Origin of the sequence: Streptomyces sp. NBC_01549, from assembly GCF_026339955.1 — a bacterium.
Lineage (GTDB): Bacteria > Actinomycetota > Actinomycetes > Streptomycetales > Streptomycetaceae > Streptomyces.
This window is the reverse complement of record NZ_JAPEPW010000001.1, coordinates 3,130,800-3,146,457: the sequence shown is the minus strand read 5'-3', so window position 1 is coordinate 3,146,457 and position 15,658 is coordinate 3,130,800. Positions and strand designations below refer to the sequence as shown.

The window sequence follows — 15,658 nt, the reverse complement described above, 5'->3', positions numbered from 1 at the left end:
CGAGCGGCTAGGCTCGCGCCAGTACGAGACGAGCCGTGATCGGGAGACACCCACGATGGCCAAGAAGCGACCCCAGACGAAGGCCAAGCAGCCTCAGCTCAAGGACGGGGAGATCCCGGTAGTCGGCGCTCGCGAGCCCTGCCCCTGCGGCAGTGGCCGCCGCTACAAGGCCTGCCACGGCCGGGCGGCCGCGCACGCGGTGACCGAGCTCGTCCAGCGCCCCTTCGAGGGCCTGCCCAGCGAGGGCGACTGGGTCGCGCTGCGCGAACTGGTGCCCGCCGCGACGGTCGAGCTGAAGCTCAAGGAGAGCCTGCCCGAGGGAGTTCCCTCGGTGACGCTCGCCACCGTCCTGCCGATGGCCTGGCCCGCGCTGCGCCGCGACGACGGCTCGGTCCTGCTCGGCCTGCAGAACGACACGGCGTCCGGCGACATCAGCCGCGACCTCGCCGACACCCTTCAGCGCGCGCTCACGGCGCAGCCCGGCACCCCGGTCCCGGGCCGCCGCGCCCCGGCCGAGGGCCCGCGACTGCAGGAACTGCTCGACCCCGAAGGCGCGTTCGAGCCAGTTGTGCACTCGGGCTTCGAGTTCTGGGTCCCGGACGCGGAGCACTCGACACCGGAGGTCACCGCCTCCCTGGAGCGGGCCAACGCGGCGGCCATCCCGACCGTGAAGCTCTCCGGCGTGGACGCGGCGTACTGGTGCGAGACCCCCGACAAGAACCACCTGCGCTGGGTGATGCCGTACCCCGAGGAACAGCTTCTGGACGCGCTCGCGCGGCTGCACGCGGCCGGTCGCTCGAGCCTCGGTGAGGGCACCCGGCTGGTCGGCTCCTTCCGTGCGCACGGGCTCACGGTGCCGGTCTGGGACCTGCCGACAGGCGTCACGGCCGACGATGTGGAGAAGCCGGCGGCCGAGTTCGCCGAGCGCCTCGCGACCGCCCTGGCCTCGGACGCACCGCTCACCGTGGACGAGCGGCGGGCGCGTGGCGGCCTCACGAACCGACAGGTCACACTCAGCTGACACACAACTGGGACACTGACCGACCGGTCAGCTGGTCGGTCAGTGAGGAGCAGGTGACCCCGGTCACAACTCCCGGCGGCGACAGGTAAATCCGTGTCCGAATAGCCGAGATCGAATTTGCGAACCGCCGATCTCTTGTTACCGTTCGAGTAGCCCGGTTGCTGGTGCATCCCCCGTCGCCAGCAACCGGGTCTTTCCGTGTACGGATTTCCCTGCGGCGTCAACCGCCTTGCTACGGGGCCGAGTTGCTCCTCGAGGCGCTCTCCGGACCGCTGCCCGAGGCGCTCTCCGCCTCGCTTCCCGACCGCAGGAGCATCGGCCCGCTCCCGGCGCTCCTCGCGAACTCCGCGACCGCCGTGTACGCCCCCACACCCCCCGCCGTACGCCCTCTGGGCGTCTCGCACACCCCCGGGTCGTCCCCGGCGCCCACCACGCAGTTGATCTCCACGGTGCGGCCACCGGGGCCCATGAGGCTCAGCGCGGAGCTCAGCTCGTCACCGGTCGCGTTGCGGTAGTAGGTGCGCGCCCAGGTGTCCTCCCCCTGGGTCATGACACAGGTCTGCGCCTCGATGCCGTCGGCGGAGGAGAGCTCGGGGCCGCACCGGGCGGCGGTGGCCCGGCCGAGGCCCAGAAGCCGGGGCGTGGGGGCGGAAGCGGGAGGGGTCGCGGAAGCGGGAGGGGTCGCGGAAGCGGAACGGGACGCGGCGGGTGCGGCCGTCGCCTTGTCGTCGATCCGCCGGGACCCGCGTACCGCCTCGGAGCTCCCGTCACCGACGGGTCCTGCGGAGGCCACGGTCAGTGGCAGGACGACTGTGAACACCACGAGGCCCGCCAGCGCCACCAGACGGACTTTTTGGGGGTCCGTCCCGGCGCGTGGCGACGATGGGGCTCTGTGTCCCCCGGAATGACGCTGCATAGTGCGGAACATAACGAGCGCGGGTGGGCGCGCGGCTCACCGCGCGCCGGGGCACCCTACAACTCGGGCGCGCTCACACCCGTACGAGTGAGCGCCTCCACCACGGCGTCCACCACGGCCTCCACACCGGGCACCCAGGGCGCGGCCGAGCCGGGCAGCGGTGCGCGCTCCCAGCGGATCTGCCCCTGGCCGGTCTCGGACGGGGGCAGCGCGATGTAGCCGCCCTCGCCGTGGAAGCGCAGGGACCCCGGCACGAAGTCCTTGGCGTAGAGGAGCTCGCCCAGCTGCTCCATGGAGTAGGGCGCGACCAGGATCGCCCAGCGCGTGGGGGCCGCGACGACCGGGCCGAGGCGCATGCCCTTGCGGTCGAGCGCGTCGAGTGCGCGGGCCGCCGCGAGGGCGGGCAGGCTCACCGCGCAGGGGGCCCTGCCTCCGGTGGCCAGCACGATGGGTGCCGACGGCCGGTTGGTCCACCACCAGCGCACCATGCGCGCGTCGGTGGTGGCCGCGAGAAGGCCGGGGTCGAAGGGGTGAGCACCTGGCACCGTGCACTCCGGGTCCGGGCAACCGCAGCGGGCACGCCCCTGCGGGTCTGGTGCCACACCCGGGAGTACGGGCCACTGCCAATCGGTCGCGAAGGTCAGGGCCGCGCTGAGCATCTCAGGCCTGCCGTTGTTTCGCCTGGACAGGAGCCTGCGTCGCCTTCCGAGGATCTCGCGCATGAGCGCTCGTTCCTTTCCGTTGCACGCCTGGCAACACCGTGGATCACATCACACCATGTGTCGATCACTTCACTGTGCGTACCTGCTGGCGCATCACACCCTTGCGCAAGGCAAGGGGAACCCATCTGGGCCGAGCATTGGCTGCGTCCGCGTCCATACTGCGTCTGTCTAAAGCATGGGCATGGCGTGGGGTGGCGGCGCCTGGCGTTTTGCCGTCCCGCTGTTTCTTGCCGCCTCCGCCACGGGAGGATGGGGCACGGTCGTCGGTGGTTAAGACGCCCGGGTCCGTCGCCAGGTTCCGGGCGGATCCCAACCGCCCCTGGCCTTCACCGAGTACGTACCCATCACGACCGCTGTGACGCTCCGTCGAACGAGGCCAGTCGACCTCAATAACCGGTTACCCGAGTCAGTTTTAAGCCAACTTTGCTTTCCCGCAAGGGTTACCGAGGGTCTCATGGACACCAGGAATCCCAGCAGGACAATGCTGGACATCCCCTCACGAGTGCGTGTACATGTGGAGACACTGCTAGCGGCGCAGAACTACATGGGGGTTTGCGATGCTATTGAGCAATACGCACCGGTCGGAAAGCCGGACGCCATGAACGCCCCTCACGTTCCGAAAGTGGCCGGAATCGATTCAACGGTTCCCGCGCCCGCACACACTGTCGCGCCGACGACCTCCGGTACGGGTTCCGGCACGGGTTCCTCTTCCGCCGCCTCGTCCACCGGCCCGGGAGCCGTTCTCCAAGATCGGCTCGCCGGCTGGGTCTCCGACCTCACCACCCTCCACGAACTCACCGAGCGCCTGGTGCGCACCGCGACGCTGAACGACGCGCTGCAGGAGCTGCTGCGCGCCGGAGCCGCCCTCGTGGGCGCCCGGCGCGGTCTCGTCGTCTTGGAACCGGGCGACGGACTCGGCCCGGACACCACCATCGGCCTGGGCCTAGCCCGCGCCGACCTGGGCCACATCGAGACCGTCCCCCGCAGCTCCATGTCGTACGGCAGGATCCTGGACGGACTGCCCGGCGGCGAGGGTGAGATCTCCCAGCCCGACCTCCTCTCCGAGGACGGGCTCGACCCCCGCCACCGCGAGGTGGCCGCCCGGCTCGGCTACGCCGCGAGCTACGCGCTGCCCCTGTCCACCAAGGCGGCGGGCCGGCTGGGCGCCGCCGTATGGCTCTACGACGAACCCGCCGAACCGGTGGAGCGCCAGCGCCACCTCGTCGGCCTCTACGTCCGCTACGCGACCGAACACCTCGCACGACTGCTGGAACTGGACCGCACACGCGTGTGCATGAAGACGATCTCCCAGGAGCTGCTTCCGCCGCGGCTGCCCCGGGTCCCCGGTGTCCAGCTCGCCGCCCGGCACCGCACGGGTCCGCGCGGCGGCGGCGACTGGTACGACGCGCTGCCGCTGCCCGACGCCGCACTCGGCCTCGCGGTCGGCTCCGTCACCGGGTCCGGACCCAGCGCCGTCGCCGCGATGGGCCGGCTGAGGGCCTCCCTGCGGGCGTACGCCGTGATGGAGGGCGAGGACCCCGTCGCCGTCCTGTCCGACCTCGAACTGCTGCTGCGTCTGACCGAGCCCGCCCGCTCCGCGACCGCCCTCTTCGCGTACTGCGAGCCCGCACTGCGCAAGATCACGCTCGCCGGTGCAGGCCACAGCCCGCCGCTGGTGGTCGGTGCGCGGCGCACGGAGTTCGTGGAGACCTCCCTCTCCGCGCCCCTGGGCATGCTCGCCTGCTGGGAGGCGCCCAGCGTCGAACTGACGGCCGAGCCCGGCGAGACCGTGCTGCTCTACACCGATGGCCTGCTGCACCGCACCGGTGACCCCATGGACCGCGCCTTCGCCCGGCTGCACGCGGCGGCCGCGAGCGTCCCCAGGGCGCTGCGTGAGGACTCCGGCGCGCTCGCCGACCACGTTCTGCGGTCCGTGCTGCCGGACGGGCTGGACGAGGCGGACAGCGCGGAGGACGTCGTACTCCTGGCGGCGCGCTTCGAGTGAGGCCCTGCCGGCGCGTACGAGTCAGGTCCTGGCGGCGCGCTTCGAGTGAGGCCCTGCCGGCGCGTACGAGTCAGGTCCTGGCGGCGCGCTTCGAGTGAGGTTCTCGCGCCGCCGCGCTGAGCTCCGCGCGTAACAGGACTTCCGGCCCTGGGCCCACTCCTGTACGACCGTACGATGATGAGTGTCCCCCTGCTCGAGAACAGCGGAGAGCCGGGGTGAAGTTCCAGAGTCGTATCTAGGAGGCAGACCGTGTCGGAGGCGCTCAACCCGGAGACCCCGGAAGCCGTGCTCGACGATGCCGCTGACGAAGCGGGCGAAGAAGAGCCGATCAAGCAGCGCAAGAACGGCCTGTACCCGGGCGTGTCCGACGAGCTCGCCGAGAACATGAAGTCCGGATGGGCCGACACCGAGCTGCGCGGCCTCGAGCCGATCGCGCAGGCCGAGTACACCGCCGCCCGCCGTACCGCACTCTCCGCGCGCTTCCCGGGCGAGCGTCTGGTGATCCCGGCGGGCAACCTGAAGACCCGCTCGAACGACACGGACTACCCCTTCCGCGCCTCGGTCGAGTACGCGTACCTCACCGGCAACCTGACCGAGGACGGCGTCCTGGTCCTGGAGCCCACCGTTGACGGGCACAACGCGACGATCTACCTGCTGCCGCGCTCCGACCGCGAGAACGGCGAGTTCTGGCTGTCCGGGCAGGGCGAGCTGTGGGTCGGCCGCCGTCACTCCCTCACCGAGGCCGAACAGGTGTACGGCATCCCCGCCTCCGACGTACGCGAACTGGCCGACAAGCTGCGCGCGGCCACCGGCCCGGTCCGGGTCGTGCGCGGCTACGACGCCGGCATCGAGGCGGCCCTGACCGACAAGGTCACCGCCGAGCGCGACGAGGAACTGCGGGTCTTCCTCTCCGAGGCGCGGCTGATCAAGGACGACTTCGAGGCCGGTGAACTGCAGAAGGCCGTCGACTCGACGGCGCGCGGCTTCGAGGACGTCGTGAAGGTCCTGGACAAGGCCGAGGCGACCAGCGAGCGCTACATCGAGGGCACCTTCTTCCTGCGCGCCCGGGTCGAGGGCAACGACATCGGCTACGGCTCGATCTGCGCCGCGGGCCCGCACGCGTGCACGCTGCACTGGGTGCGCAACGACGGACCCGTGCGCTCCGGAGACCTGCTGCTGCTCGACGCGGGAGTGGAGACGCACACGCTCTACACCGCCGACGTCACGCGCACGCTGCCGGTCAACGGCCGCTACAGCGAGATCCAGAAGAAGATCTACGACGCCGTGTACGAGGCCCAGGAGGCCGGTATCGCGGCCGTGCAGCCAGGTGCCAAGTACCGCGACTTCCACGACGCCGCGCAGCGCGTGCTGGCCGAGAAGCTCGTCGAGTGGGGTCTGGTCGAGGGCCCGGTCGAGCGCGTCCTAGAGCTCGGTCTGCAGCGCCGCTGGACCCTGCACGGCACCGGCCACATGCTCGGCATGGACGTCCACGACTGCGCCGCCGCGCGGACCGAGACGTACGTGGACAGCACGCTGGAGCCGGGCATGTGCCTGACCGTCGAGCCGGGCCTGTACTTCCAGGCGGACGACCTGACCGTCCCCGAGGAGTACCGGGGCATCGGCGTGCGCATCGAGGACGACATCCTGGTGACCGAGGACGGCAACCGGAACCTGTCCGACGGGCTGCCGCGCCGCTCCGACGAGGTCGAGGCGTGGATGGCGGCGCTGAAGGGCTGAGACAGTGACTGTCGGAGGCTGATACGACACTGATGGCCGGGTACCTGTGAGGTGCCCGGCCATTGGCCTGTCCAGTGGTCTGTCCAGTGGTCTGTCTAGGGGGAACGGCTTTTCGTGAACAACGGTGTGGTGGACGACTTCTGGTCCGGTGTCGGGGTGGATCTGCATCTGGAGCCGGACGCGGCGGCGGGGCGCAGGACCGGGCTCGAACGGGCTCTGCGGGACGCGGTGCGCGACGGACGGCTCGCCCCGGGCACGCGGTTGCCCCCGACCCGGCGGCTCGCGGCCGAACTCGGCATCTCGCGCGGAACGGCCAAGGGGGCGTACGACCAGCTGGTCGCCGAGGGGTATCTGACGGCCCGGCAGGGGTCGGGCACCGAGGTCGCGGAGCTTCCCGCGGACGCCGTGTCGCAGGCCGTCGGGGCTCCCCGCGCGCGTGCGCCCCGTTTCGATCTGCGGCCCGGCAGCCCGGACGTCGGTACGTTCCCGGCGGCGGCGTGGCTGCGGGCGCTGCGCCGCGCGATCGCGACGGCGCCCTCCCTGGCGTACGACTACGGGGACCCACGCGGCCGGATCGAGCTGCGGACGGCACTCTCGGGCTACCTGGGACGGGCCCGGGGCGTGATCGCGCCGCCCGAGCGCATCGTGATCACCTCCGGGTACGTGCAGGGGCTCGCGCTCCTCACGCGTGTGCTGGACGGCGGGGTGGTCGCGATGGAGGACCCCGGGCTGCCGTTCCACCGGGACGTGGTGCGGCGCGGCGGGGGCACGGTGGTGCCGCTGAACGTGGACGAACGAGGCGCCTGCGCGGTGGAGTTGGCTTCCTCACACGCGGACGCGGTCGTCGTCACGCCCGCCCATCAGTACCCGACCGGGGTGACCCTGCATCCCGAACGGCGGCGGGCGCTCACCGACTGGGCACGCGCGCGGGGCGGACTGATCGTCGAGGACGACTACGACGGTGAGTTCCGCTACGACCGGCAACCCGTCGGTGCTCTCCAGGGCATGGCACCGGGGCAGGTCGCCTACTTGGGCACGGCCTCCAAGACGCTCGGGCCCGCGCTGCGGCTCGGCTGGATGGTGCTGCCGCCGCACCTGGTCGACGCGGTGGCCGACGTGAAGCTGCACAGCGACCATCACACCGAGTCCGTCGGCCAGTTGGCGCTGGCCGAGATGATCACCGGCCACGCGTACGACCGTCATGTGCGTGCCTGCCGGCTGCGGTACCGGCGGCGCCGGGACCAGCTCCTGGACCGGCTGGGGGCGCGCCGGAGCGTACGCGGCATCGCGGCCGGGCTGCACGCGCTGGTGGACGTGGCGGACGAGGCCGAGGTGCTGGCGCGGGCGGAGGAGGCGGGACTCGCGGTCGGGCATCTCGGCGAGCACTGGCACGAGCGCGGCGAGGGGCGGCCTCAGGGCTTGGTCGTGGGCTACGGGACTCCCCGGGAGCGGATCTATCCGGAAGCGCTGGAGGCGTTGGGGCGGGTGCTGGACGGGAGCCGGAAAGTACCGGACGGGAGATGACGGACGTCATGCGCCGGGCACGAATTGGGGCATGAAAATGCCTGAGTATTGGGCCTGTTGACGGGTCCACCAGGACCGTAGCGTCGAATCCATGACGACTCCGGCAGCATCCGCCAAGTCGGGCCGCCTCGTCTCGCCCGCGGGACCGGGGCGCGTCCTGGCCCTCGCCCAGCTGAGCAACTCCGTGGGGGACGGCGCCTATTACGTGACCTCCGCGCTGTACTTCACACACGTCGTCGGACTGGCCCCCGCGCGCGTGGGGCTCGGGCTGACCGTCGCCTGGGCGATCGGCTCCCTCGTGGGCGTACCGCTGGGAAGACTCGCCGACCGCCGCGGGCCGCACGGCACGGCGGTGCTGCTGGCCCTCGCGACCGGAGCGGCGGTGGCGTCCTTCCTGGTCGTCCGCGGCTTCCTGCCCTTCGTCCTCGCGGCCTGCGCGTACTCCTCCGCGCAGTCGGGGCTCGGGGCGGCCCGCCAGGCGCTGCTCGCCGGGCTGATACCGGCCGGCGAGCGGACCGGGCTGCTCGCCCAACTGCAGTCGATTCTCAACGCCGGTCTGGCGGTGGGGGCGGGTCTCGGCGGACTCGCGCTGCGCCCCGGGACACGGGATGCCTATCTCGGGGTATTCGCGCTGGACGCGATGAGTTTCCTGCTCTGTGCGGGGGTGCTGCTGAGGCTGCCGCCCGTGCCACGAGTGACCGTGCGGCGCGGTCACTCGGCCGGCGTCCTGCGCGACCGTCCGTACGTGCTCGTCACGTTCCTCAACACGGTGCTGCTGCTGCGGATGCCGCTGCTCAGCCTGGGTATCCCGCTGTGGATCACCGAGCGCACCGAGGCGCCCGCCTGGCTGGTCTCCGCGCTGTTCGTCCTCAACACCGGTGCGGTGATGCTCTTCCAGGTGCGGATGGCGCGCGGTGTCACGGGGCTCGACTCGGCCACGCGCGCGATACGTCGTTCCGGGCTCGTGATGCTGGTGTCCTGCGTGGTCTTCGCACTGTCGGCCGGCGCCTCGCCCTGGGGCGCGGCCGGGGTTCTGGTGGCGGGCGCGGTGCTCCAGGTCGTCGCCGAGATGCAGCAGTCGGCGGGTTCCTGGCAGTTGGGTTTCGACCTCGCCCCGGCCGAACGCATGGGCGAGTACCAGGGTTTCTTCGGCACGGGCGTCACGGTGGCCCGTACCGCGGGACCGCTTGTCCTGACCGCACTGCTGGTGGGCTGGGGGACGCCGGGATGGCTGCTGCTGGGGGGCCTGATGCTGGGGGCGTCCTGCGCGATGGGGCCGGCCGCGCGGTGGGCCGCCGCACGCGAGGTGACAGCCCACCGCGGAAGCCAGGCCCGGAACCAGGGCCAAGATCAAGGCCAAGACCAGGGCCAAGACCAGGATCAGGATCGGAACCAGGACCAGGACCAGGACGGGGTCAGGCAGCAACCCGTACCGGTGAACTGACCACCACCGGGAGCGAGTCCACGAACAGGGCGCCCGCGAGCAGTCCCCCCGTGCCACGAGGGCTCCACGCGCGCGTGTGGAGGTCGTCGTCGAAGGCGGCCAGGGCGGCGCGGCCTGCCTCCATCGCCGTACCGCCCGCCTCCAGCACGCCCCGGGCACCCTCCTGGACGTGCCGGAGCCCGTGCGGGCCCGCCGTGTACAGCAACTCGGTGTCCTGGAGGGTGGACATGACGGTGAGGAGGGCGTCGAGCCGGGCGCACGTCTCGGACGCACCGGCGGAGCGGGAGGTGGCGAGCGCGTCCAACGCCCGCCGGACGTGCGGGAATCCGGCGCGTGCCTCGCCCCGCGCCCCGGCCGCGCCGTACTTCGCGGACACGGACGACCCCCGGGAGGGCCGACGGGGCGCCCGCCGGTCGGGGTGCGCCGTGATCCGCTTGGCGGTGGCGGTGACCTCGGAACCCTTGGCTCCTGGGTCCAGGACGGCCGCCGCGACCAGGAAGCCCAGGACCCACAGCGCCCCTCGGTGGCCACCGCCCGCCAGGGCCACCGAGTGCTCGGTGGAGCGGCCGATCGCGCCCAGTTCCGTGCGGAGTTCGGGCGTGGGTCGGCCGATGCGGCGGGCGGCGGCCGCCATGGCCGCGAGGCCGGGCGTCAACGCCTTGGCCGACCAGCGCAGGGAACACAGGTCCCGGCCGGTGGCCCGGGCGTCGAGGTCGCGCGGATCGGGCAGGCCGGGCTTGGGGGTGAGCTCCAGTTGCCCTGTGAGCGCGGCCACGGCGGCCCGCGCCAGCGTCTCGTCCTCGCGGCTGCTCATGGGCGAACCCTACGAGGACGCCGAGGCGGACGGACTGGCACTGTCGCTCGCGGCGTCACTCGGGGCGCCGCTCGGCGGCGTACCGGTCGGAGCGTCGCCGGGCGCGCCGCTCGGGGGCGTACCACCGCCCCCGCTGCCCGCGCCGGTGCTCTCGGCGTCGGGGTCGATGCCCAGGGTGATGGACCCCTTGAAGCCCTTGGACGGGTCCTTCTTGTGGACCGGTCTCAGGGTGAGCAGTCCGCTGGAGGTGCCGCCGCCGTCATACACCATGTCGTCGGCGAGCTTGGTGTAGCTGCCGGTGTGCTTGGAGTACGGCTCCAGGGCCTGCACCTCGGCGGCGAAGTCGTCGTCGAAGAAGAGCTGGCCGGTGAAGTTGACCTTGCCGCCCTCGTAGGTGCCGTCCGCCTTCTCGCCGCCGGTGTGGACCCTGACGTGGATGTGCGTGGTGCGGGGCGTGTACCAGCCGGGGAAGATCGTCTCGAACTTGACGACCCCGTTGGCGTTGGCGATCTGGTAACCGCGCAGATACGTCTGGTCGTTGGCCGTCGAGCCGTCCTCGCTCTCGGCGGGCGCGGAGCCGCCGGGGTTGGCGGTGGTGTAGCCGGAGTAGTAGCCCCAGGCGTCGCAGTGCCAGATCTCCACGGCCGCGCCCGCGACCGGGCCGCAGGACTCGGTGGTGTCCTGCACCGTGATGCGCAGCGTCAGCGGGACGCCGCCCTTGCCCTCGGTGATGTCCTTGCGCACCAGAGCGCCGTCCAGGTAGTACGGCCCCTCCGTGACGCTGGACATCAGCACGCACTGACCGCTGCTGGTGGAGGTCGCCGAGGCCGTCGCCTCGGCGTCGGCGGCGGTGGTCGTCTCGTCGGCGAACGCCGATTGGTAGCCCGCGACCGCGAGCCCGCCCGCGGCGACCGTGCCGCCGGTCACCGCGAGCGCACGGCGCCGGGTGATCGAAGTGTCTTTGTGGCTTCTCGTCATGATCGGAAAGCTAGGAACGGCAGCAGTCAGGGGCATGGGGTGGGGCTGTGCGGAGGGTAAGAATCCTGAGAAAGCTGAAGTCGACGGAAAATCGCCCTCTCCAGGGAGCGCGAAAACGCCGACGGTGTCGCCACGACGCGGAAGGTGTCACCACGCGTACGGCAGGTCCACCTCGATCACCGTCGGACCCCCGACGGGGCTGGTCAGCCGCACGGTCCCGTCGAGCGCCGCGACCCTCCGTCGTATGCCGAGCAGTCCCGAGCCGGCCGCCTCGTCGGCGCCGCCGCGGCCCTCGTCACGAACGCCCACGCTCAACCCCGTCGGCGTACGGGCGAGCCGGACCGCCGCCCGCTCCGAGCCGCTGTGCTTGCCGACGTTCGTCAGCGCCTCGGTCAGCACGAAGTACGCGGCGGCCTCGATCGCCGCCGGGGCCCGGACCCCGCTGTGCGCCCCGTCCTCCAGACCGTCCACGTCCATGGTCACGTCGAGCCCGCTGCTCGCCGCGAGCGCCCGCGCCGCCCCGACGAGACCACGGTCGGTGAGGATCGGCGGGTGGATCCCCCGGACGACGTGACGCAGTTCGGTCAGCGCCTCTTCGGCCTGGTCCTGGGCCTCGTCGAGGAGTTCGCGCGCGGCGTCCGGGTCACGTTCGTATGCCCGTTTGGCGATGCCGATCCGCATGGAGAGCGACACCAGCCGCGCCTGCGTGCCCTCCTGCAGGTCCTGCTCGATGCGGCGCAGTTCGGCCTCGTGCGCGGCCACCGCACCCGCCCGGGTCTCGGTCAGTTCCTCGACCCGCTCGGCGAGCAGCGCCTTGGGTGAGGGCTTGAGCAGAGCGGTGGACCATGCGGCGTCGAGATCCGCGAGACGGCTGATCAGCGGGAGGACCAGCGGTGGACGGCCCAGCACACCCTGCCGTACGCCATCGACGAGCAGGCCCGCCGGCCACAGCGGCAGTGCGAGTGCGACCAGGAAGCCGTAGGCGTAGTGGGCGACCATCCAGCGCAGGTCGTTGAAGGTGCCCGGGTCACGGACCGCCGTGCGCAGCCGCCGCCGGAGCGGGCCCTCGACGCGCTGGTACGCCTCGGGGATCTCCCGGCCCGTCCATTGGGCGACCTGGCGCCGCTTGGCACCGGCGAAGCGGCGCACCAGGAGCACCGTCTCGGGCAACAGTCCGGCACCGACCACCGCGAGGGTGGCGACCGCCGTGAACAGCAGCACCGTGATGAAGATGATCGAGCCGAACGCCAGTACGGCGGCCCGTCCCAGTTGGGCCGTGGCTCGCGCTGCCTGCCGCACTGTCTTTCCCATGCCGCCCAGGCTAGGCAGACCCGGCGCGGCTGCGCGGGAGAGCGGGCTCCGGACAGATGGTGTAGCCCGCTACACCACAGGTTCGGGAGAGCACTCACTCGTGGCGGCGAGCTTCCGACGGGATCGTTGAATCCGGAAGCTCACGCCCCTAAAGACTCCCCGCCGAAGGAAAAGGTCCCATGAAGTCGCTGCTCTCCTCCCGTCCGGTGCTCTGGTTCCTGTTCCAGGACCACGAAACGCAGGACCACGGCACGCAGGCCCGCGAAGCACAGGTCCGCGAAGCACAGGCCCGCGAAGCACAGGTCCGCAGGACGCCGACCCCGGCCTGACGCGTCTGCGACCCCGCCCCCTCGCAGCACGCCGCCGCTCGCTGCCCCGAACACAGACCTTGGAGACCCCTCCCGTGGCTACTTTCCTCTATCGACTGGGCCGTACGGCCTTCCGAAGGCGCTGGTACGTCGCCCTCATATGGGTGGCCGTCCTGGCCGCGGTCGGTTTCGGTGCCGCCAAGGCACCCGCCACCGCCGACGATTCGAACTCCATGCCGGGGATCGAGTCCCAGAAGGCGTTCGACCTCATGGAGCAGCGCTTCCCCGGGACGACCGCCGACGGGGCGAACGCCCGGATCGTCTTCGTGGCCCCCGACGGTCAGAAGATCACCGCCGCCGACAACAAGAAGACCATCGAGAAGCTCGTCGACCACGCGGCCGACGGCTCGCAGGTCGCGAGCGCGGTCAGCCCCTTCCAGGCGAACGCGGTCAGCAAGGACGCGACGACGGCGTACGCCACCGTCACCTACAAGGTGAAGGCCGACGACCTCACCGACGCCAGCAAGAACGCGCTGAAGGACGCCATCGCGCAGGCCAAGAAGTCCGGCCTGACGGTCGAGGCCGGCGGCACCGCGCTGGCGACCCAGCCCTCCGCGGGCGGCTCGGCCGAGGCGATCGGTATCGCCATCGCCGCCGCCGTCCTGATCATCACCTTCGGTTCGCTGACCGCCGCCGGACTGCCCCTGCTCACCGCCATCATCGGTGTCGGCGTCTCGATGGCCGCGATCATGGCCCTGTCCAGTGCGCTCGGCCTCTCCTCCACCACCGGCACGCTCGCCACCATGCTCGGTCTCGCCTGCGGAATCGACTACGCCGTCTTCATCGTCTCCCGCTACCGCGAAGAACGCGCCAAGGGCCACACCCCGCGGGAAGCCGCCGGCCTCGCCACCGGAACCGCCGGATCCGCCGTCGTCTTCGCCGGCCTCACCGTCGTCATCGCCCTCGTCGGCCTGTCCGTCGTCGGCATCCCCATGCTCACCAAGATGGGCCTCGCCGCCGCCGGAGCCGTCATCGTCAGCGTCTTCATCGCGCTGACGCTCGTCCCCGCCCTCCTCGGCTTCTGGCCCAACGCCGTGCTCTCCCGCCACTCCCGCAAGCACGGACAGGCCAAGGAGAACGGCGAGAACAACGGCGGCAGCCGCTGGGCCCGCTTCGTCCTGCGCCGCCCGGTGCCCGTCCTGCTCGCCTCGGTCGCCGCCCTGGGCACACTCGCCGTACCCGTCATGGACCTCCAGCTGGGCATGCCCGGCGCCGAGTCCAAGCCCACCTCCACCACCGAACGCCGCGCCTACGACGACCTCGCCAAGGGCTTTGGCCCCGGCTTCAACGGCCCCCTGTCCATCGTCATCGACGCCAAGAACGCCCCCGACCCCAAAACCGCGGTCAAGGCCATCGAGCAGAAGATCAAGGCCACCGACGGGATCGTCTCCCTCTCCCCCGCACGCTTCAACCCCGCGGGCGACACCGCCGTCTTCTCCGCCGTCCCGTCCACCGCACCCACCAGCGAGAAGACCCAGGACCTCGTCAAAACCATCCGCGACGAACGCCCCGCCACCGAGGCCTCGACCGGCGCCGAGTTCGAGGTCACCGGCACCACCGCGCTCAACATCGACATCGCGCAGAAAACCCAGAACGCGCTGATCCCCTACCTGATCGTGGTCGTCGGCCTGGCCATCCTGCTCCTGACGGTGGTATTCCGCTCCCTCCTGGTCCCGGTCAAGGCGGCCGTCGGATTCCTCCTCTCGGTACTCGCCGCCCTCGGCTCCGTCGTCGCCGTCTTCCAGTGGGGCTGGCTGGCCTCACTCCTCGGCGTGGAGACCACCGGTCCGATCATGAGCATGATGCCGATCTTCCTGGTGGGCATCGTCTTCGGCCTCGCGATGGACTACGAGGTGTTCCTCGTCGCCCGGATGCGGGAGGCCTACGTCCACGGCGACAGCCCGCACCAGGCGGTCGAGACCGGCTTCCGCCACAGCGCCCGCGTCGTGGCCGCCGCCGCACTGATCATGACGGCCGTGTTCTCCGGCTTCATCGGCGCCGGAGAATCCATGATCAAAATGATCGGCTTCGGACTCGCGATCGCCGTCCTGTTCGACGCGTTCGTCATCCGCATGGCCTTCGTACCAGCCGCCCTCGCCCTGCTCGGCAAAGCCGCCTGGTGGATGCCACACCGACTGGACCGGATCCTGCCCAAGGTCGATGTGGAAGGCGAAGCACTCACCCACCAGCCCGCGATCGCCGCGACACAGAACAACCCGGCCGCACGGGAGTCGGCCCACATCTGACCGTCCAGCGCCCGGGAGGTCCACCCGCGCTCGGCACAGGCCTTAAACGGCCATCAGGGGTACGTCCTTCTTCCACTTGAGGATCTTGTCGAAACTGACCACCGCGCCGCCCCGCCCCGGCTCGTTGCCGATCTGGACGTGATCGGCGAGTTCCCGGATCAGGCACAGCCCCCGGCCGTGCTCCGCGTCGCCGCGGACCGGGCGGAGCGCGAGACGGGCTCGGCCCGGGGCGAAGCCCGGGCCGGAGTCGGAGACCTCGATGCGGCACTTCTCGCCGTCGAGATAGGCGGTGACCCGATAGGCCTCCGACGCGGTGCCGGGAGCGGCGTCCCCGCCGTGCTCCACCGCGTTGGCGCAGGCCTCACTGAGGGCCACGGAGAGGTCGTACGAGACGTCCGGATCGACACCCGCCGTCTCCATCGTGCCGAGCAGCAGGCGTCTCGCGAGCGGAACGCTTGCGGCCTCACGCCGCAAATGGAGTGACCACCAGATGCTCATGCTCCAGCCTCCCGGCCGCGGCTCGACATACCGTTACGTATTGCCGCAAGCACCTGTGCGCAATCGCCCGCATG

13 protein-coding genes are annotated in these 15,658 nt (G+C 71.3%); 7 read left to right on the top strand and 6 right to left on the bottom strand.

The window, feature by feature from the left end; all coding sequences use genetic code 11:
• Positions 1–55: 55 nt before the first annotated feature.
• On the top strand, positions 56–1,021 hold the full coding sequence (locus OG819_RS13865) for a DUF5926 family protein (RefSeq protein ID WP_266583749.1): 966 nt from the start codon (positions 56–58) through the stop codon (positions 1,019–1,021).
• Positions 1,022–1,253: 232 nt separating this feature from the next.
• On the opposite strand, the gene OG819_RS13860 is transcribed toward OG819_RS13865, so the two are convergent.
• Positions 1,254–1,862, bottom strand: a complete 609-nt coding sequence (locus OG819_RS13860; RefSeq protein ID WP_266649604.1) for a hypothetical protein — start codon at positions 1,860–1,862, stop codon at positions 1,254–1,256.
• Between the two features lie 131 nt (positions 1,863–1,993).
• Positions 1,994–2,659 carry a bifunctional DNA primase/polymerase gene (locus OG819_RS13855; protein WP_266432812.1) on the bottom strand — a complete coding sequence of 222 codons (666 nt, stop codon included), beginning with the start codon at positions 2,657–2,659 and terminating at the stop codon, positions 1,994–1,996.
• Positions 2,660–3,140: 481 nt separating this feature from the next.
• Here OG819_RS13855 and OG819_RS13850 point away from each other — a divergent pair, with 481 nt between their 5' ends.
• The 4 genes from OG819_RS13850 to OG819_RS13835 all read left to right on the top strand — a co-directional run bounded on the left by OG819_RS13850 (position 3,141) and on the right by OG819_RS13835 (position 9,369).
• The gene (locus OG819_RS13850) at positions 3,141–4,664 is read left to right on the top strand and encodes a PP2C family protein-serine/threonine phosphatase (protein ID WP_266634488.1); all 1,524 of its coding nucleotides are present in this window, start codon (positions 3,141–3,143) and stop codon (positions 4,662–4,664) included.
• 285 nt (positions 4,665–4,949) lie between these two features.
• The gene (locus OG819_RS13845) at positions 4,950–6,401 is read left to right on the top strand and encodes an aminopeptidase P family protein (RefSeq protein ID WP_266634490.1); all 1,452 of its coding nucleotides are present in this window, start codon (positions 4,950–4,952) and stop codon (positions 6,399–6,401) included.
• Between the two features lie 129 nt (positions 6,402–6,530).
• On the top strand, positions 6,531–7,925 hold the full coding sequence (locus tag OG819_RS13840) for a PLP-dependent aminotransferase family protein (protein ID WP_266652692.1): 1,395 nt from the start codon (positions 6,531–6,533) through the stop codon (positions 7,923–7,925).
• 91 nt (positions 7,926–8,016) lie between these two features.
• Entirely contained in the window at positions 8,017–9,369 is a 1,353-nt protein-coding gene (locus tag OG819_RS13835; RefSeq protein ID WP_266649602.1) for an MFS transporter, read from the top strand.
• On the opposite strand, the gene OG819_RS13830 is transcribed toward OG819_RS13835, so the two are convergent.
• The 3 genes from OG819_RS13830 to OG819_RS13820 all read right to left on the bottom strand — a co-directional run bounded on the left by OG819_RS13830 (position 9,341) and on the right by OG819_RS13820 (position 12,472).
• Complete coding sequence (locus OG819_RS13830) at positions 9,341–10,183, bottom strand: triphosphoribosyl-dephospho-CoA synthase (protein ID WP_266649600.1); 843 nt, start codon at positions 10,181–10,183, stop codon at positions 9,341–9,343. The two genes, OG819_RS13835 and OG819_RS13830, sit on opposite strands and share 29 nt — an antisense overlap.
• Positions 10,184–10,192: 9 nt before the next feature.
• Positions 10,193–11,161 (bottom strand): intradiol ring-cleavage dioxygenase, encoded by a 969-nt coding sequence (locus OG819_RS13825; protein WP_266626278.1) that lies wholly within the window; start codon positions 11,159–11,161, stop codon positions 10,193–10,195.
• Between the two features lie 147 nt (positions 11,162–11,308).
• A complete protein-coding gene (locus OG819_RS13820) occupies positions 11,309–12,472 on the bottom strand; it encodes a sensor domain-containing protein (RefSeq protein ID WP_266626280.1) in 1,164 nt (387 codons plus the stop codon).
• 179 nt (positions 12,473–12,651) lie between these two features.
• Here OG819_RS13820 and OG819_RS13815 point away from each other — a divergent pair, with 179 nt between their 5' ends.
• Positions 12,652–12,801, top strand: coding sequence for a hypothetical protein (locus tag OG819_RS13815; RefSeq protein WP_266649598.1), 150 nt, complete (start codon positions 12,652–12,654; stop codon positions 12,799–12,801).
• 74 nt (positions 12,802–12,875) lie between these two features.
• Complete coding sequence (locus OG819_RS13810) at positions 12,876–15,086, top strand: MMPL family transporter (RefSeq protein ID WP_266649596.1); 2,211 nt, start codon at positions 12,876–12,878, stop codon at positions 15,084–15,086.
• Positions 15,087–15,128: 42 nt separating this feature from the next.
• Here the strand turns inward: OG819_RS13810 and OG819_RS13805 are convergent, their stop codons facing one another.
• Positions 15,129–15,584 carry an ATP-binding protein gene (locus OG819_RS13805; RefSeq protein WP_266626286.1) on the bottom strand — a complete coding sequence of 152 codons (456 nt, stop codon included), beginning with the start codon at positions 15,582–15,584 and terminating at the stop codon, positions 15,129–15,131.
• Positions 15,585–15,658: the final 74 nt, after the last annotated feature.